Source organism: Terriglobales bacterium (assembly GCA_035561515.1).
GTDB lineage: Bacteria > Acidobacteriota > Terriglobia > Terriglobales > Acidobacteriaceae > DATMXP01.
This window is the reverse complement of record DATMXP010000021.1, coordinates 75,521-93,550: the sequence shown is the minus strand read 5'-3', so window position 1 is coordinate 93,550 and position 18,030 is coordinate 75,521. Positions and strand designations below refer to the sequence as shown.

The 18,030-nt window shown below is 57.9% G+C and carries 19 protein-coding genes; 15 read left to right on the top strand and 4 right to left on the bottom strand.

The window, feature by feature from the left end; translation table 11 throughout:
- Positions 1-248: 248 nt before the first annotated feature.
- Complete coding sequence (locus VN577_09515) at positions 249-797, top strand: hypothetical protein (protein HWR15056.1); 549 nt, start codon at positions 249-251, stop codon at positions 795-797.
- Positions 798-983: 186 nt separating this feature from the next.
- On the opposite strand, the gene VN577_09510 is transcribed toward VN577_09515, so the two are convergent.
- Positions 984-1,427: an ester cyclase gene (locus VN577_09510; GenBank protein HWR15055.1), complete on the bottom strand. Its 444-nt coding sequence runs from the start codon at positions 1,425-1,427 to the stop codon at positions 984-986.
- Between the two features lie 59 nt (positions 1,428-1,486).
- On the opposite strand from VN577_09510, the gene VN577_09505 reads away from it, so the two are divergent.
- The 4 genes from VN577_09505 (at position 1,487) to VN577_09490 (ending at position 4,991) form a co-directional block, all read left to right on the top strand.
- Positions 1,487-2,101, top strand: coding sequence for a helix-turn-helix domain-containing protein (locus tag VN577_09505; protein HWR15054.1), 615 nt, complete (start codon positions 1,487-1,489; stop codon positions 2,099-2,101).
- Positions 2,102-2,153: 52 nt separating this feature from the next.
- On the top strand, positions 2,154-3,047 hold the full coding sequence (locus tag VN577_09500) for a YihY/virulence factor BrkB family protein (protein HWR15053.1): 894 nt from the start codon (positions 2,154-2,156) through the stop codon (positions 3,045-3,047).
- Between the two features lie 50 nt (positions 3,048-3,097).
- Positions 3,098-4,621 carry a pyruvate kinase gene (pyk, locus tag VN577_09495; GenBank protein HWR15052.1) on the top strand — a complete coding sequence of 508 codons (1,524 nt, stop codon included), beginning with the start codon at positions 3,098-3,100 and terminating at the stop codon, positions 4,619-4,621.
- Between the two features lie 70 nt (positions 4,622-4,691).
- On the top strand, positions 4,692-4,991 hold the full coding sequence (locus tag VN577_09490; protein HWR15051.1) for a hypothetical protein: 300 nt from the start codon (positions 4,692-4,694) through the stop codon (positions 4,989-4,991).
- On the opposite strand, the gene VN577_09485 is transcribed toward VN577_09490, so the two are convergent.
- The gene (locus VN577_09485; GenBank protein ID HWR15050.1) at positions 4,988-5,905 is read right to left on the bottom strand and encodes a rhomboid family intramembrane serine protease; all 918 of its coding nucleotides are present in this window, start codon (positions 5,903-5,905) and stop codon (positions 4,988-4,990) included. The two genes, VN577_09490 and VN577_09485, sit on opposite strands and share 4 nt — an antisense overlap.
- A gap of 248 nt (positions 5,906-6,153) precedes the next feature.
- Between VN577_09485 and VN577_09480 the strand changes: the two genes are divergently transcribed.
- From VN577_09480 to VN577_09435, 10 genes are all read left to right on the top strand, one after another.
- Positions 6,154-6,354, top strand: a complete 201-nt coding sequence (locus VN577_09480; GenBank protein ID HWR15049.1) for a hypothetical protein — start codon at positions 6,154-6,156, stop codon at positions 6,352-6,354.
- Between the two features lie 88 nt (positions 6,355-6,442).
- Positions 6,443-6,796 (top strand): carboxypeptidase-like regulatory domain-containing protein, encoded by a 354-nt coding sequence (locus VN577_09475; protein HWR15048.1) that lies wholly within the window; start codon positions 6,443-6,445, stop codon positions 6,794-6,796.
- Between the two features lie 29 nt (positions 6,797-6,825).
- The gene (locus tag VN577_09470; protein ID HWR15047.1) at positions 6,826-7,167 is read left to right on the top strand and encodes a carboxypeptidase-like regulatory domain-containing protein; all 342 of its coding nucleotides are present in this window, start codon (positions 6,826-6,828) and stop codon (positions 7,165-7,167) included.
- Positions 7,168-7,232: 65 nt separating this feature from the next.
- Positions 7,233-7,583 (top strand): phage holin family protein, encoded by a 351-nt coding sequence (locus VN577_09465; GenBank protein ID HWR15046.1) that lies wholly within the window; start codon positions 7,233-7,235, stop codon positions 7,581-7,583.
- Positions 7,583-7,963 (top strand): PPOX class F420-dependent oxidoreductase, encoded by a 381-nt coding sequence (locus VN577_09460; protein ID HWR15045.1) that lies wholly within the window; start codon positions 7,583-7,585, stop codon positions 7,961-7,963. The genes VN577_09465 and VN577_09460 overlap by 1 nt, the downstream gene beginning before the upstream one ends.
- A 143-nt stretch (positions 7,964-8,106) precedes the next feature.
- Entirely contained in the window at positions 8,107-8,484 is a 378-nt protein-coding gene (locus VN577_09455; GenBank protein ID HWR15044.1) for a holo-[acyl-carrier-protein] synthase, read from the top strand.
- Positions 8,485-8,489: 5 nt separating this feature from the next.
- Positions 8,490-10,877 carry a hypothetical protein gene (locus tag VN577_09450; GenBank protein HWR15043.1) on the top strand — a complete coding sequence of 796 codons (2,388 nt, stop codon included), beginning with the start codon at positions 8,490-8,492 and terminating at the stop codon, positions 10,875-10,877.
- 91 nt (positions 10,878-10,968) lie between these two features.
- Positions 10,969-12,042 (top strand): MlaD family protein, encoded by a 1,074-nt coding sequence (locus VN577_09445; protein ID HWR15042.1) that lies wholly within the window; start codon positions 10,969-10,971, stop codon positions 12,040-12,042.
- Between the two features lie 133 nt (positions 12,043-12,175).
- On the top strand, positions 12,176-14,191 hold the full coding sequence (locus VN577_09440) for a M13 family metallopeptidase (protein ID HWR15041.1): 2,016 nt from the start codon (positions 12,176-12,178) through the stop codon (positions 14,189-14,191).
- Positions 14,192-14,328: 137 nt separating this feature from the next.
- Positions 14,329-15,849 (top strand): hypothetical protein, encoded by a 1,521-nt coding sequence (locus VN577_09435; GenBank protein HWR15040.1) that lies wholly within the window; start codon positions 14,329-14,331, stop codon positions 15,847-15,849.
- Here the strand turns inward: VN577_09435 and VN577_09430 are convergent.
- Both VN577_09430 and VN577_09425 read right to left on the bottom strand, forming a co-directional pair.
- Positions 15,846-17,024, bottom strand: a complete 1,179-nt coding sequence (locus VN577_09430; protein HWR15039.1) for a UvrB/UvrC motif-containing protein — start codon at positions 17,022-17,024, stop codon at positions 15,846-15,848. The genes VN577_09435 and VN577_09430 overlap by 4 nt on opposite strands.
- A 51-nt stretch (positions 17,025-17,075) precedes the next feature.
- Entirely contained in the window at positions 17,076-17,882 is an 807-nt protein-coding gene (locus tag VN577_09425) for an ATP-binding protein (protein ID HWR15038.1), read from the bottom strand.
- Between the last annotated feature and the right edge of the window lie 148 nt (positions 17,883-18,030).

Here is an 18,030-nt window from a genome sequence, read left to right as displayed (position 1 = left end):
GTTCCGTCTCAGGACTTTCGTTGTCGGAGAACACAATCTTGTGCCTCGCAGCTAAGTCCTTTGTTATCAAATTGATGTTGTAAGTAGCTATAAAATCAGCGACTTATAAGTCCTTTGTTTTCATAGTCTGTCGTGTAAGTGGTTTGTTTTCAGATCCGGAGGGGGGTGGGGGTACCCCTCTATCAACGACGTTAGCCCCCACACCCAGCCTGGCCGAGCGCCGGGCATTTTTATTTGGAGGACAAGATATGCAGGCTCCCATTTGTGAGCACATCAAGACCGACGGCAAGCGTTGCGGCGCCGTCGCCACCCGCAACCAGCACTATTGCTACTACCATATGCGATACCATCGTCGGACCGAGCTACCCACCGGGCATACCGATTACCGCGTGCCCGTCTTCGAGGATTCGCGCTCCATCCTCCTCGGCATTCACCAGACTATCGAGGCCGGGCTCTCCGGCAATCTTGATCCCCGTCTCTGCTCGCTCGCGCTTTACGGTTATCAGGTCGCCGCATCCGTCATCCAGCGCCGCGACGCCCGCTCCCCACTCGACGAAGAAAAGCTCGAAGCCGAAGCCCGCGCCCAAGCCGAAATGAAGCTTAAGGCCAAGCCCTCAACGAGCCAGAAGTCCGCTCGTGATGACAGAGAGGAAGAAGAGAACGACGAACAACCCAATCTCGCCGGACATCTCCTCCAGACTCTGCTCGAGATCCGCAGCCAATTCCCACCCTCCAACCAGCCGCAAACCCCTCCACTCTGCGAATCCGAAACTCAGAAAAAGGAGACCAGCATATGACCGTGAACATCAGCGGACCACGGCTATCAAAGGATGGAGGGAACAGCGAGCCAGCAGATGAGGTTTTGTGTGTGCCTGAAGCTTTTACCATTGGCGAATAGCGAACAGCTAACAGCCGAGTTCTTCATCTCTAGCCGCTAGCCGCTAGCCCCTAGCCCCTGACCGCTAGCTGCTAGCCCCCAGCCCCTAGCTGCTAGCCGCTAAGGCCGTGACCCCTAACTGCTGCTGTATTGCTGCAATATCGCACCAGACATTTTCTCGGCTGATTTTGCCGTCGCGGAACTCGAACACGTGCAGAATGCGGAAGCTGACTTTGCCGCTCTTGCCGGCGCAGCCGAACGAGCGCCCGTTCTCCACCCGGCCGTGCCAGATCGCTTCGTCGACCATGAAGGTGTCGCCGTATAACCGGCGCACGGGGGTTACATCTTCGCCCTTAATGTCGGCAAAAAGCATGTTGTAGAACGCGCGGATCTGGTCGGCATTATGCAGGGCGCCGCCCATCGGCGAGGGAACCATCTCGTGTTCCGCGTCGGCAACCAGGCTCCCGAGGACACCTTCGATATTGTCCATGGCTTCGTACATGAAGTGCTCGGTCACTACCTGGTCCATCTGTTCGCGTGTCATTGGCATGGCGGGAAACTCCGTAAATAGACTTGCGCCTCGTAATGAGACTTAAGTATCATAAGGATATGTCGGTATCACGTCAAGAAGACCCGCGCGCCAACCAGAAAGAGCGGACCCGCTCGGCCCTTATCGCCGCCGCCGAAGAACTCCTCCGTCGTGGCACTCCCCCCACCGTCGCCGAAGCCGCCGAGCACGCCAAAGTTTCGCGCGCCACAGCATACCGCTATTTCCCAACTCAGGACTCCATGCTGCTCGAAGTCGCTGAAATCAATCCCGCCGTGAAACCGATCGACGAACTCGTCGCGCAACTCTCGGGCGATGACGTCGAGGCCCGTATGCTTCAGCTCCAGGACAAGTTCAACCGCTTCGCCCTCGATAACGAAGTCGCCATGCGCAGCCTCTTACAGGCGTCGCTTGGAGTCTGGCTCGCCAACCGCAACGGAAAAGATCACCTCCCAGTTCGCCAGGGCCGCAGGGTGCGTTGGCTCGACAAAGTCCTGGAACCGCTGAAAGAAAAATTGACCAAGCGTCAGTTGCAGCGACTTCGCGCGGCACTCGCCCTCACGCTCAGCGTCGAAGCTCTCATTATCATGAAAGATGTCTGCCGTCTCGACGACGCGGAAGCGCTCGCTACTCTTCGCTGGACAGCGCAGACCCTGTTGCGCTCCGGGTTGCGCTGACACTATCTACTAGCCACTCGTCACCGCAATTCTGTAAGCTACCCCGAAGAGAATGAGACGCTTTCTCCGAATTCTCAAACTCGCGGCGTGGCGCGCGTTCCAAAACGACGCTCTGGGACACGCCAAGGGCTCAGCTTTCTCTTCCATCCTCACCTTCTTCCCCGCCCTCATGCTCGCCACTTCGCTGATGGTGATGTACGACAGCACGCGCGCGTTCGCCGATGAACTCGCCCGCGATCTCGGACGCCTGCTTCCGCCCGGAATCGCACTCGCCGTCCGCCAGTACTTCGACATCACCCAGGCGCGTCCATTCCGCGTGATGATCCTCGCCTCCCTGATCACTCTCTGGACGGCGTCCGGCGTGATGACCTCGTGGATGCTCTACTTCCGCCTGGCGTACAAACTGCCGAACACCTGGGGATTGATCAAGGAACGCTTCATCGCCTTCGGACTGGTGGTGATGGCCGGAATCCCATTGAGCTTCGCCACTATGCTCGTCGCCTTCGGAAACGAGATCGAGCAGCAGTTCGCCGACCGCATGGCCTACGAACTCGGCCACATGGTCGAGCCCTACATCATCCTCCTCTGGACCATCCTGCGATGGATCATCGCGATCCTTACCGGAATTTCGGTGATGGCTCTCATCTACCACCACGCCGTTCCGCGGACGCAGCGATGGCACAGCGTGATCGCCGGAGCAGTTCTGGCGACAGGCTTGTGGTTCCCGGCCACCGCCGGCTTCGGCTACTACGTCCGCCACTTCGCCCAGTACAGCCTCTTCTACGGATCACTGGCAGCGGCCATCGTGCTGCTCGTGTGGCTTTACATCATTTCGGTGATCGTACTGCTCGGCGCGGAGTTCAATGCCGTCCTTTATCCACGTGCTTTTGCCACCGGTGAAACCACCATTATTCCTGTAACTCCGCGCAAGAAGCGGGCACGCTGAAATCGGCGTTTTCCCGGGACGGGCTGGTTCGTTACAATCGCATTTCCTTCATGAGCACGACTAGTTTCCAATCCGTTGCCGGATACTCTTCGCGACGCGCCAAGATGGTGTGTACGCTCGGCCCCTCGAGTAACACGGAACACACGATCCGCGAACTTATGCGCGCCGGAATGGATGTGGCGCGGCTGAACTTCTCGCACGGCACGCACGAAGACCACGCGCGCATGATTCAGTTGGTCCGCCGCGTGGCCGAGCAGGAAGACCGTATCATCTGCCTGCTCCAGGACCTGCAAGGCCCGAAGATGCGCACCGGCAAGTTGCGTGACCGCACGCCAGTTGCCCTGAAGGCCGGAGAGCGGCTGACGCTTACAGGCAAGAATGTGCTCGGTACAGCATCGATGCTCTCGACGACGTTCCCGATTGCCAAAGATGTCGAGCCGGGAGCGCGGATTCTACTGGCAGACGGACTGATCGAACTCCGCGTGATTTCGGTTCACGGCGAGGATGTGGAGTGCGAGGTCATCAATGGCGGACTCATTGGTGAGCACAAGGGCATCAATTTACCGGGAACGCCGGTGAGTCTGCCGTCGATTACCGACAAGGACAAAGCCGATATCGAGTTCGGGCTGAAGCACGGGATCGACCTGATTGCGATGTCGTTCGTGCGCACGGCCGAGGACGTCCTGATCACGAAGCGCTATATCCGTTCGCTGGGTGGAAAAGTTCCCGTCATCTCAAAGCTGGAAAAGCCACAGGCAATCGAGAATTTAGAGTCGATCTTCGAGGTGACCGACGGCGTAATGGTCGCGCGAGGCGACCTCGGCGTGGAGGTCCCGCCGGAGCAGGTACCCATCATCCAGAAGCATGTGATCAAGCGCGCTTTGGATTGGCGAAAGCCGGTGATTACCGCGACGCAGATGCTGGAGTCGATGATTGAGAATCCGCGTCCGACGCGAGCGGAAGCGAGCGACGTGGCGAACGCGATCTTCGACGGCACAGACGCGGTAATGCTTTCGGGAGAGACGGCGAGCGGGAAGCATCCGGTGGAAGCGGCGAGCATGATGGCGCGCATCATCGTGGAAACCGAGGCGCACATGAAAGAGATCCCGACACGGCGGCGGAGCGACCGAAAGCCGTTGTCGATCTCGGAGACAATCTGCGAGTCTGTGGCGCACGCAGCTCAGGAACTGGATATGAAGGCAATCGCCGTGTTCACACAGACGGGCAATACGGCTCGCCTAGTGTCGAAGTACCGGCCGAAGTGTCCGACGTACGCGTTCGCCCACGAACACCGGATCACCAACACATTGAATCTTTTGTGGGGAGTAATACCCATCCAGTGCGACATTGCGCCGACGGCGGAAGACATGGTGCGCGGGGCCGAGGCAGAGTTGCTGGCCCGTGGAGTGATAAAAATGGGCGACGTGATGGGTGTTATCTCGGGTACGTTAGGCTCGACGGGGTCGACGAATTTAATGCGACTTCACACCGTCGGTACTGATAACATCTCCGGAAACACCGAACCAGAAGAGCGTAGACCGGCGAAGGTGAAAACGGTACGGCAAAAACCCTGAGTTGATGTCTGTCGTGCGTAGACCGGTGTAATTCGGTGTGGATCGCCACACGTAAGGCGGTAGGAATAGCATGCAAGATCGAATCTTCGCCATCGCCGTGATTCGGCCGTTTGATCAACGGCAATCCGACGTTATCGCACTCCTGACGGAGTTCTACGCAATGCTGGAGCGGAAGGGATACAGCCACGACAAGCTGTTCCACGACGCCAGGGATCCGGGAAGACTGCTGAACTTCCGGTACTGGAACTCGGATGATGCACGGCGAGAGGCCGCGGAAGATCCTGACGTACATCGATTCTGGCACCGCCTGGGCGAAATGGCGGACGTGGAGACGGTGTACGAGGAGCTACACGAGATCGAGTTTCGCTAGTTGACCCATCCACCCCGGCTTTCGCCGTTATCCTTGTCCTTCGGTTCTTCCGGGGCTTTGAAATTTCCGTACTGGTCGAAGTAGTCGGCGCGGTCGTGTTTGCGCATGTAGACTTCGAATTTCTTCGCGGCGCGACGCCGTTTCCACTTGTAATAAGAGTTGCGCAATCCGTAGTAGCTCTCGGATGTGGCGAAGCCAAGTCCTTTGCGCGGCAGAAATTTCAAGTACATCCAGCCGAAGAGGGCGCCGCCGATGTGAGCGGCGTAGGCGACGAGTTCGCCACGGGCTCCGCGCATAGCCCCGAGGGCCCCGGCGAGGTTGATCAGAATGAGGATGGCGACGAGATACTTTGCCTTCAGTGAAACGGGGAACGGGAAAAGGTAGACCTGCTGGTCTCCAAAAAGAATGGCAAAAGCTACGAGGACGCCGAAGACACCGCCTGAGGCTCCGATCGTTGGGGTGGACGGCATCACGCCAAACATACCGGTATACGAGACGACGATGGTGGTGATCGCGGCGCCGATCACACAAAAGAAGTAGAACTCGTAAAACTGCTTCTTTCCCCAGCTGCCTTCAATGGTGGAACCGAAGAACCATAGCTGAAGCATGTTGCCGAGAATGTGCCACAAACCACCATGGAGGAAGGCGTAAGTGACGACCTGCCACACGGCTCCGTGAAGAACCATGCGTGGAACGAGTGCGCCGATATCGCTTATTGCGGCTTCGAACGTCGGAGCTACAAGGCCGATCAGGAGCAGTCCGAAGTAGACGGCTACGTTGATGAGAATCAACATCTTCACCGCGCCGTAGAAGGGCGGGAAATTCAGGGTGATGCCTCCACCACCGCCGCCGCCACGGGCACCACCTGTGCCGTAATACCTGCTCCCGCCTCCGCCGTATGTTCGGTAAGCCAACTTTTTGCTCCGTTCTCCGATTATGCTATTTGAAAAAGCAGCGAATAGAAACTTTCCGCATCATTGGATGCAGGGAAGAGCGTTCCGGTGCATGGGCAACCATCGGGAGTGATCCGTACATCACAAGCGAACTTCAACAGCTTGCCCTTGCAAAAAGTTACTTTTGGAACAAACATTTTCTTTGACGCCCAGCCGTCAACATCACTAAAAATATTGCGGGTGGCAAAAACCCAAAGGAGAAAGGTTTCATGGTTGTCTGTCCTGAATGCGAGAGCGACATCGATATCGATGCAGATGAAGTAGATGAGGGTGAGATCGTATCCTGCACCGAATGTGGCTCTGACTTCGAAGTGGTAACAACGGAGCCACTCGAACTGAGCAAGGTAGAAGAGGACTACGAAGAGGACGAAGACGAGGAAGAAGAAGACGAGGACGACAGCGATTACTGATCGAAAGCAATCGCGGTCGGGCCCTAGTGGCGTTCGCGCCGGCAGAAGCCGGCCTGCGAAGTTACGGGCTCTCGTGTGTGGATCGCTGTTGGCGATGATTCTTGCTTCCACTTTTCCAGCCCTAGGCCAACAACAGACCGAAAAAAAGAAGAAGATTGCGCCGTACGCCCTTATCTTTGGCACGGTATGGGGTGCAAATGGGCGACCAGCGTACGGGGTTAAGGTGAAGATCCGCCGGGCCGACCAGAAAAAGGCTAAATGGGAGTTGATGTCGGACCATCGGGGCGAATTCGCCCAAAGGGTCCCGGCAGGTAAGGCGGATTACGTAGTCTGGGCAGACGTAAAACCCCCAAAAGGCGCAAAAGACTGGAAAAAACCTGAAACTACCGTCAGTATTGAAAATGAGGAGCGGGTGGATATCGGCCTGCATCTAACAGAGTAGGACCGAGTACCCGAAATCAAGGAGGGCCCGTGACCAGGAAACTGATCGCTTTGTGTGCCGCGTGTATGTTGCTGCTGGTGGTGTCGTTGCCAGCGATGGCACAGAACACCCGTTCGCTCCAAGGTCAGGTCGTAAATGGGAGCGAGTCGCCGATTAAGGGCGCCGTGGTTTACCTGAAGAACACGAAGACGCTGGCGATTCGGAGCTTCATCTCCGACAACAGCGGAAATTACCGGTTTACCTCGCTGTCTCCCAACGTCGATTACCAGGTTTACGCTGAGTTCCAGGGCGCCAAGAGCGACACGAAGACGCTAAGCTCGTTCGACTCGCGCGCGTCGGCGACGATCAACCTGAAGGTGAATTCCAAATGACGGGTAAAAAGATCTAGCGACAAGGGCCGCCACGAGCGGCCTTTTTGTTTTGAGGGGAGCAAGCTATGCGGATGTTAGTGAACTGGATTTTGAGTGCGATTGCGTTGCTGATCGTGACGTACGTCGTGCCGGGATTCGAGGTGAGCGGCATATTTCCGGCGTTGCTGGCTGCGGTGGTGATCGGACTGTTCAACGCGACCATCGGCCTGTTCCTGAAGGTGGTGACGTTTCCGCTGACGGTATTCACGCTCGGGATATTCTGGTTCGTGGTAAACGCGATCGTGCTGAAACTGGCGGCAGCGTTCGTGCCGGGCTTCACCATCTATGGATTCTGGCCGGCGTTCCTGGGGGCGATTGTTCTGGCGCTCATCAATATGCTATTCCGGTGGCTGATGCCGAAGAAGGAAGAAGATTAATGGACGAGGGGAAACTGGCGCAGTTTCGCGGGCAGAAGTATCTGAACCTGGAGACGTTCAAAAGAAACGGTGAAGGCATTAAGACGCCAGTATGGTTCGAGATTTCGCCCGAAGGGACCATTTACACGTACACGATGGCACACGCGTGGAAGGTGAAGCGGGCGAGGAACAATCCGCGAGTACGGGTCGCACCATGCGATGTGCGCGGAAATGTATTCGGCACGTGGGTGGAAGGGACTGCGCGGGTGCTCGAACCGGGAGATCCGGAGTTCGCAAAGGGTAACAAACTGCTGGACCAGAAGTATTTTCTGAAGCGCATCTTCAACTGGGCGGCAAAGCTACGTGGGCACAAGAGGGCGGGGATTGCGATTACGGTGTGAAGTCCCGCGTGCTGCGCACGCGTAAGGGACATACTTGTGGTGTTTGCGTGGCCCAGGACGAAGTCCTGGGCTAACTTGTTTCGAAATCGTTCGGCCCGGCTTCACGGCCATTCCACTTATCCCTGTGTTACCTTAGCCGAGTCATGATAGTTGGCACCGGCGTTGATATAGCCGAGGTCGAGCGTGTAGCGGCGGCTATCGAGCGATTTGGCGACCGTTTCCTAAAACGGGTGTTTACCGACGCCGAAATTCAATACTGCCATTCCAAGCACAACAAGACGGAACGATATGCGGCGAGGTTTGCGGCGAAGGAAGCGGCGCTGAAGGCGCTCGGCACGGGCCTGCGAATGGGCATCTCATGGCGAGAAGTTGAGGTGACACGGTTGCCCGGCGGCCGCCCGACGATTTCCTTCCACGGCGTCGCCGCCCAGTTCGCGCAGAAACTGGGGATGAAGAGAGCGCATCTTTCACTGTCTCATACGGAACACCTCGCCATCGCATACGTGATCCTGGAGGACTAATCCCGATGGAAATAGCGAGTCCCGTGGCTTCGCCCAAGATGGGCGAGGCACAAGGGGCATCTATCTCAAACCGGCGGTACATGATCGGCGTGCTCGCAATGAGCTTCGCCAGCCTGCTGCTGGAACTTTCCTTGACGCGGTTGTTTTCAGTGGTGCTGTTCTATCACTTCGCATTCCTTGCCATTTCCATCGCGCTGCTGGGTTTGGGAGCGGGCGGCGTATTCGCGTATGTGTGGAAGCAGAGGATTGCACGCTGGAGCACCGGGGGAATCGGGTATTTCGTCTGTGTGCTGAATGCGGCGTTGATGCTGGTGGTGCTGGAAGTGGACCTGCACGTTCCGGTATCGCTGAGCCTGACGCGAGAGAACTTCCTGCTGTTGACGATCATCTACCTGGTTTCGGCGCTGCCGTTCTTTTTTACCGGTCTGTTCTTTTCCGTGCTGTTCGCGCGCGAGTCGTTCCACATTTCGCATCTCTACGCGGCCGACCTGGTGGGAGGAGCATTTGCGTGCATCGGGATCGTGCCGCTGCTGAACGTGGTGGGTGGACCGAATACGGTGCTATTCGCCGGCTTTGTGATGGAGGTGAGTGCGCTGGTATGGGCAACGGCGAAGAAGCGACGGACGATTGCCCTGGTGGTAGTTGCAGGTTTCGTTGCGCTAATTGCAGCTAACTACAACGGCCGACTCATCGATATCGTTTATGCGAAGGGGAAGATCCGCGACAAATCCTGGGTGGAGTTCGCGAAGTGGAACGCGATCTCGCGCGTGGAAGTAGATAACCAGGGTGGCGCGAAGGTGATCGTAATCGACGCGGATGCGTCTACATACATCATGGCGCAGGACCCCAAGGAGCCATGGGAGGGGAGCGCTTATCAGAAGAACCTGATGTCGGCGGCTCCGTCGGTGACGAACGTCCTGAGGCCGAAGGGCGAGTACGCGATCATCGGGCCGGGTGGCGGAGTGGACGTGCTCAGGGCGGTGGCGAATGGAAGCCCGAGCGTGACCGGAATCGAGATCAACCCGATCATCGCCGACACGATCATGCGCGATAAGTACAAGGACTGGTCGTATGGGCTGTACCTGCGTCCGAACGTGCATATCAATGTGAGCGACGGCAGGTCGTGGATTCGGAGTTCGAAGCAGAAGTTCGACGTCATCCAGATGACGCTGGTGGATACGTGGGCGTCAACGGCAGCGGGCGCGTTCGCGTTGAGCGAGAACAACCTGTATACGGTGGAGGCGTTCCGGGAGTACTTCGATCACCTGAAGCCAGATGGGTACATCGCGATTACGCGGTGGGAGTTCGCGCGTCCGCGAGAGGCGCTGCGAGTGGTGAGCCAGGCGATGAAGGCGCTGGGTGGGGGCGACTTGCGGAAGCACTTTATCATCGTGCTGGAAGGCGAGTTGAACCAAGATGGACGTCCGGTGACGGTGCTGGCGAAGAAGACGCCGTTCACGCCGGAAGAGCAGGCGAGAGTCGAACAGCACATGGCAAGTCAGCCTAAGCTGTTTGGACTGTATCTTCCTTACGGCGACAAGGTGCCGAATATCGAGCAAGCGAAAGCTTTCCGCGACCTGATACAGATAGGCAGCCCGGAGAGGTTTGCGGCGAATTACTCGTTCAATGTGACTCCGGTGTATGACGACGCGCCGTTCTTCTTCTTCACGCTGAAGCCCAGCCAAGTTCTCGGCGCCGGGACGGAACAGGGGATCGACTGGAAAGTGAACATGGGAGTGGCGGTGCTGCTGATGCTGGTGCTGATTTCGGCACTGGCGGTGCTGGCGTTCCTGATTATTCCGCTGCTGTTTACGCCGCGGTCGAAAGCGGGGGCGAGGTGGTTGCCCCTGATCTATTTTGTCGCGATCGGGTTGGGATACATCGCGGTGGAAATTACGCTGATCCAGCGACTGGTGCTGTTCCTGGGACATCCGATCTATGCGATGACGGTGGTGGTGTTCCTGATGCTGCTGTCGAGCGGGGCGGGGAGCATGATGTCGCGGCGGATCTTCGCCGATCCGGGAAAGGTGAAGATGGCGTTTGGGATCGTGATTGCGATCCTGGCGCTGTATTACTTCATGCTGTCGCCGATCCTGCATGAACTGATTGGGTTGCCACAGGGAGTGAAGGTAACGATCGCGGCCCTGCTGATTATTCCCCTGGGATTCGCAATGGGAATGCCGTTTCCGAGCGGGCTTAGGATGCTGGGGCAATCTCGGCATGACGATAACCTGATCGAGTGGGCGTGGGCGATGAATGCCGCGTCGAGCGTACTGGGATCGGTGCTGGCGATGACGATCGCGATCCAGTTCGGCCTCGGCGTGACGCTGCTGTGCGGAGGGGCGGCTTACGTGCTTGGGTTGGCGACTGCCGGCAAGGTGGCGAGGGCGTGAGATCGCTGTTCGGAAGCCAGGTGTTTTGCTATGATTCGGTTCTTACCATCCGGTCAATGAGTCGCTATGGCCTGCAAGCGTTTGGGGGGCAATGCCTAGTCAAAGCCAGGTGAAGTGGGCGCAATTACGAGTAGGGATCACGGTGGTGCTGGCCGGCGCAGTGCTGGCCATCCTGATCTTCCTGATGACCGGATCCGGCGGACTGTTCACGTCCAAGGTTACGATTCGAGCCTATTTCGATGATGCGCAGGGATTGCGCTCGGGCGCGCCCGTCAACCTGCAAGGGGTCCCGGTGGGCAACGTGTCGGATATTCGCATCGTGAAGCACGGTATTACGCCAGTCCTGGTGCGGATGAAGATCACGAAAGAAGCGGCGCAGGAGATTCCGGTGGACTCGACCGCAGCACTGACACAGGCGGGTGTGCTGGGCGAGACGTTCGTGAATATCGACCGGACGAGGGCGAAGTCGGCACAGACCCTGCAAGAGAATGCAGAGTTGAAGATCGAGGAGACGCCGGGGATCCAGGATGTGGTGAAGTCCACGCAGACTAGCCTGCAAAACGTGGATGTGCTGGTGCGCCGGTTGGACCGCATCGTGACGTTCATCGAGAGCGGCGAGGGGTCGATCGGAAAGCTCATTTACGACAAGGAACTGTATAGCCGGTTGAACTCGACCCTGAATGAAGTGCAAGGGATCGTGAATCGGGTGTCATCGGGGCAGGGCAGCATCGGGAAGCTGGTTGCCAGTGACGAACTGTATAACAAGGCGAATGCTTCCGTTGACAAGCTGAATAACATCATCGACGAGATTCAAGCCGGACATGGCACGGTCGGCAAGCTGCTGAAAGATCCCAGCCTTTACGACAACGCGAACCAGACGATCTCCAAAGCCAACAATTTGATGACCGACATCAACAATGGGAAGGGCGCGCTGGGTAAGTTCGCGAAAGATGAGCAGTTTGCGGCGAAATTGGACAACACGCTCACCAAGCTGTCGAACATCATGACATCGCTGGAGGCTGGCGAGGGTGCGGCCGGGAAGCTGTTGAAAGACCCGTCGCTTTACACGAATGCCGACCAGATGATGGTGGAAACGCGGACGCTGATCAAGGCGGTGCGCGAAAATCCGAAGAAGTACCTAACCATCCGCTTCAAGCTATTCTAAACGAGGAGTTGGGGAAGATTCGTCCCAGTGTGGCTTGGATACGTCCCCGGCTCACTGTGCTTTGTTCGTCCGCGATGTTTATACTAGTCCGCTTTCCAATTCTTTCAACCGAGTTCTCTCTATGAAACGATTTATGGCAGTAGGCATTGTCGTCGTCCTGTTTGCGGGGTTCATGTTCGCGCAAACAGCCGGGTCCAATACGGCGGTCCGGTTCGATGTGAAGAACATGGACACGACGGTGGATCCGTGCGTGGACTTCTATCGTTACGCCTGCGGCGGATGGATGGCCAACAACCCGATCCCGGGAGATCAGTCACGCTGGGGCCGGTTCAATCAGCTCGCCGAGAACAACCTGGCGATCCTGCACGACATTCTCGAAGGCGCTGCGAAGCCGGACCCGGGGCGCAACGCGATCATGCAGAAGATAGGTGATCACTACGCGTCGTGCATGGATGAGGCGGCGGTGAACAAGCTGGGGATCAGTCCCCTAAAGCCGACCTTCGATCGCATTGCGAAGATCAAAACCCACAAAGACCTGATTACGACGGTGGCGTATCTGCATTCGAATGGGATTCCGTCGCTGTTTGGGATGTTCGCGCAGCCGGATATGCATAACGCGCAGTCGATGATCGCATTCGTGGATCAGGGCGGACTTACGCTGCCGGACCGTGACTACTACCTGAAGGACGACGCGAAGTCGAAGGAAACGCGCGAAAAGTACGTGGCGCACGTGCAGAAGATGATGGAGTTGGCGGGCGAGAAGCCAGCCGACGCCGCCGCCCAGGCGAAGATCGTCATGGAGATGGAGACTGAACTGGCGCGGGCGTCGATGGACCGTACGGCCCGCCGCAATCCGGCGAACCGCGATCACAAGATGACGGCGAAAGAGCTGTACGCGCTGGCTCCGAACTTCATGTTTGCCGAGTACTTCAAGCTGCGCGCTGTACCGAGCGTGGAAACGCTGAACACGGTGAACCCCGACTTCTTCAAAAAAGTCGATGGGATGCTCGGGCAGGTGCCGCTCGGCGATTGGAAGGTGTATTTGCGTTGGAAGGCACTGAATGACGCGGCACCGCTGCTGTCGCAGCCGTTCGTCGATGAAGACTTTGCCTTCAACCGGCAGTACATGTCGGGCCAGAAAGAGAACGCGGCGAGGTGGAAGCGGTGTGTGCGCCGGGTGGATGCGGAACTTCCGGAGCTGCTCGGGCAGCCGTATGTCGAAAAGAATTTCCCCGCCGATAGCAAGAAGCGCACCCTCGAACTGGTGAAGAACGTGGAAGGCGCGATGGGGCAGGACTTCAAGTCGCTGGACTGGATGTCCGACCAGACGAAGAAGCAGGCGCAGGTGAAGCTGGATGCGATCCGGAATCACATTGGGTATCCGGACAAGTGGCGCGATTACAGCACGGTAGAGATCAAGCGGGGCGACCTGCTTGGGAACTCGACCCGAGCGGCGGCATTTGAAGTGAAGCGGAACTTGAACAAGATCGGGAAACCGGTTGATCGCGACGAGTGGTCGATGTCGCCGCCGACGGTGAATGCGTACTACCGTCCGTCGATGAATGACATTAACTTCCCAGCAGGCATTCTGCAGCCGCCGTTCTTCGATCCGACGATTGACGACGCCGTAAACTACGGCGGCATCGGAGCGGTGATTGGACACGAACTGACACACGGTTTTGATGACCAGGGTAGCCAGTTCGACGCCGAGGGTAACTTCAACTCGTGGTGGACGAAGGAAGACCGGGCGGAGTTCGACAAGCGGACCGGCTGCCTGGCTGACCAGTACGGCCAGTTCGTGGCTGTGGACGACGTCACGTTGAACGGCAAGCTGACGTTGGGTGAAAACACGGCCGACAACGGCGGCGTGAAGATCTCCCTGATGGCGCTGAACGAGGCGCTGAAGGGCAAGGCCATGGACAAGATCGATGGCTTCACGCCCCAGCAGCGGTTCTTCCTTGGTTATGCGCAGATCTGGTGCCAGAACGTGACGCCGGAATCATCGCGCCTGCTGGCGAAGACCGATCCGCACTCACCCGGCAAGTACCGCGTGAACGGAGTGGTGCAGAACTCGGCAGAGTTCCAGTCGGCGTTTGGCTGCAAGACAGGACAACCGATGGTCCGGGAGAACGCCTGCCGCGTGTGGTAGAACATTTTTCTGTGGAGCCGGTCGCTTTGGCGATCGGCTTTTTTTGTTCTGAAATGGTACTGGTAGCGGGGTTTGAACATCGGCGAATGTGACGGAAATCCGTGCAATCGGTGGCACGGGCATGATTCATTCGTGGCATGAGTGCTACGTCCATGGCGCAGATGATCGAGGAGTTCGTGGGGGCGTCCGCGCGCGGTGTGGTGGTCGAAGAAGGCGAAATCCTGTTCGATCTGGCGGAGGCGAAGTATTCGGTCGCGACCGAGCACGATAAATGCGTGGTGCAGTTCTGGTCGAGCGAGCGGAACTGCGTTCGCCGCGTGGTAGATGCCGAGATGAAGGCGCAGTCGTTGCGGTTAATGGTGCAGCGACTCGGGCGTCCGAAGCCGACGCTGATGGAGATCTGCCGCGACCCGGACCGGCGGACTCCATCGACGAAACGAAGCCAGCGCGTGACGTACGAGCGGCAACTGGAACGGATGTTGCTCAGGATGTATCCGGGTTTCAAGGTTGCACGGCCGAAGTCGTCGGTGGACCTGGAGAGGTCGTTCGGGCCAGTGTATGCGCGTGGCGTCCTGCAAAAGGGGAACACTATTTTCGCGGTGCTGGGAGTGAACGCGGAAGAGACGCAGGCGTCGGTCGACGGCGCGCTTACCATCGGGCTGCTGTGGCTGGACTATCTCCGCGAGCGAGAAGCGACGAGGAAGCACGTTGCAGGATTGAAGCTGTTTGTACCGCCGAAACGGTCGGCGATCGTGCGCGAAAGGTTGGCGCATCTGAATTTGCAGCTGGCGTCGTTTGAACTGCACGAGTTCAACCAGCGTGAGGATGCGGCGGAGGCGGTGGACGCGTCGGATCGAGGAAACGTAGAGACACGGCTGGTGCATTGTCCGAATTTCGAGGCGGCGAAGGAGCGATTTGCGGCGTCGATTGCACGGATCAGCGAGATTGCTCCAGGATGCGAAGTGGCGGTCACGTCACCGGCGGAAGTCTCATTTCGTATACACGGACTGGAATTCGCACGAGCACGGATCGCGGGTTCGATTCATAGTGCGGCGGAGATTGTGTTCGGAGTGGGCCCCAGCGAAACGGTGTTGTCGGATAAGAACGAAGAGTTATTTCGGCACATCTTGGGGCGACTGCGCGAGTCACGGCAGAGTGGGCCGGCGCGTCCCGGCGACGTGTTGTGGAGACTGGCTCCGGAGCGCTGGCTTGAGTCAGTGATCGTTCGCGACGTAGCCGTTCTTGATCTGCAACTTGATTCGCGCTGGACATACTCACAGGTACCGGCGTTCACGGCCTCGGACCGGGCGATGATTGATGTCCTGACAATGACACGTGAAGGACGACTCGCGGTGCTTGAGTTGAAGGCTGATGAGGACTTGCATCTGCCGATGCAGGGCTTGGATTACTGGGCGCGAGTAAGCTGGCATCACGCGCGCGGGGAGTTCCAGAGGTATGGGTACTTTGGAGGCGCGGAGCTGAGCGAGAAGTCGCCGCTACTGTACCTGGTTGCTCCAGCGCTGAGAATTCACCCCACAACCGACAGACTGCTGCGGTATTTTTCTCCGGAGATTGATTGGCAGTTGGTGGCTGTGAATGAAAGCTGGAGAGATGGGGTGGAAGTGGTGTTCAGGAAAAGAGCGAATCCAAATGCCTAGAGGTTTCCTAATTTCTCTCGCATGATCCAGTAGTCTTTGGCTGATTCGCTCAGGTCGGGAACAGCTTTTTCGCCTTTGAAGACACGGGACACAGCGCGAACGATCCTGCGCCAGGGCAGTTCGCCGCGCTCGTCGGTAAAAAAAATCTCACCGATCTTGCTGCTGCGGTAATACCAGCGCTTGAGGATTGCCAACTGCTCCATCGTTTCCTGGGCGGAGCCACTTGGAACCGGAGTAGCGGCGATTGCCTCCTGGATACGGGCTTCCATGGAATGAGGCTTGCCGCCGGTCTCCTGAGGCTGAGTAACGGCAAGCTGAATGGGTGCGGAGAAGCGTCCGCCATCTATTTCAAAAAGCGTGACGTGATCGGGTTCGGCGGAGGGCTGAATCATGAGCGCGGAGAGCTGGTCAATGCGGCGGATGATTTCCGGCAGCTGGCCAACAACGGGCTTCAGCTTTTCGAGTTTGGCGTGCAGCAGTGCTGCGGTTTCAAAGTGCAGTTCGGCCGAAGCCTGGTCACGTTCGGCGGTGATCTCGCGGACGAGTGAATCTCCACCTGAATCGAGAAATTGCCGAATGCGGGCCGATTCTGTCTCGTACTCCTCGTCTGTGCAGCCTTTGAAGCAGGGCGCGTGGCACATCTTCATTTCCGAGTAAACGCAGCCCGGGAATTGCGGGTCAGGATTCAGCTCTTCCACGCAGCGCCGCAGCTTAAAAAAGTCGAGCGAATCATTGGCGAATTTCTCTGCCATGGCACGAGAAGGAAACGGCCCATAGAAGAGCGACTTGCTGCCAAGTTTGGTGGTAATGGATACGCGCGGATAGCGGTTCTCGATGTGAAGGCGCACCAATGGCGCCAGCCGGAGCTTGAGGCGGCTGGCATAGGCTTTCGGGAACTCGCGACGGAGCACCTGGTAGAGCAGTAATCCTGATTCAAAATCCGATCCGGTAAGCGCGTACTCGAGAGTCTTCGCCTGATCGCGAAGGCTCAAGCGGCGCGTGAGGCCTTCCGGCGCCGCGAGCAGCCTCATGATGCGTCGTCGTAAGTTGCTGGATTTTGAGACGTACGGCTCGCCGGATTCGCCACGCAGGAGGAAAACGGCTGGCTTAGCCGGGATGGCGGAGAAGAACTCCGCGTCGGTGACGGGATCAAAGCTGAGCGAATACGGAAGCACTATCGCTATTGTCTATTGGGTACTCAGGATTGTCGATGAGGAGACGAGTACCTACTGCTTGCCGCGTTCACGGTAATCACGAGCCTGAATCTCGACTTTACGGCACATTTCATGAAGGCGTGCCCGCATCTGGTCGCCGATGCGCTCGCCGAGAGTGCGATCGCGCAGAGCCGCCCGGGCCTCTTCGAGGTTCTTGTTGCGTCCGAAGGAGGGGCTCGGGTTTTCAGGAACTTCAGCCACCGGGCTGGGGCGGTCGAGCAGGTAGGTCGTAATGATGGTGGTGCGTTCGTCGCTGTAACGTTTGTTCAGGATGTAGGCGACGGTGTCTCGTTCCCAGGCACTCTGGGTTGCGGAGGCACCGAGATCGTCGATGAGCACGACCTCGGTTTCGAGTACGGGGCGGAGGACGTCCATTTCGGTAGCCTGCACGGAGGGGTTATAGGACTGACGCATCTCGCGCAGCAGTTCACGGTAGTCAACAAACAGGCACGACACGCCTTTCATGTCCATGAGAAGGCGAATCACGGAAACTGCGAGGTGGGTCTTACCGGTACCGGTTGGGCCGATGAATAGCAGACCGTTTTTTTCGTTGGGGTACTCTTCGACGAAGCGGCCGGCGCGGAAACGGGCGGTGTGCAGGGATTGGTGCTCGGTGGCGGTAAGGTCAGGCAGTTCGGTTATGAAGTTATCGAAGTTGCACCGGGAGTACCGCCGGGGAATCCGGGCAGCATCTTCGAGGGAGGCTCCGCGTGCGCGGAGGCGGCAGTCGCATTTTGCGACGCGCCCTTCCGGTGTGGGCTTCCAGCCAGTGTCATCACAAACGGGGCAGGTCGCCGTATTTTTAGTTTCGGCAGGCACAGGGATCTCCTGAACCAGAGTGGCACTTGCGAGCGATTGGCGCAAGTCGGCATGAGCGGGAGTTGTGAACTTCCGGCAAAAGTCTGTGGAGAGCTCTGGAAAAATGGCCAGAAGGCGACTTTGTACCGGACTCAAGCTGCTTCGTCTG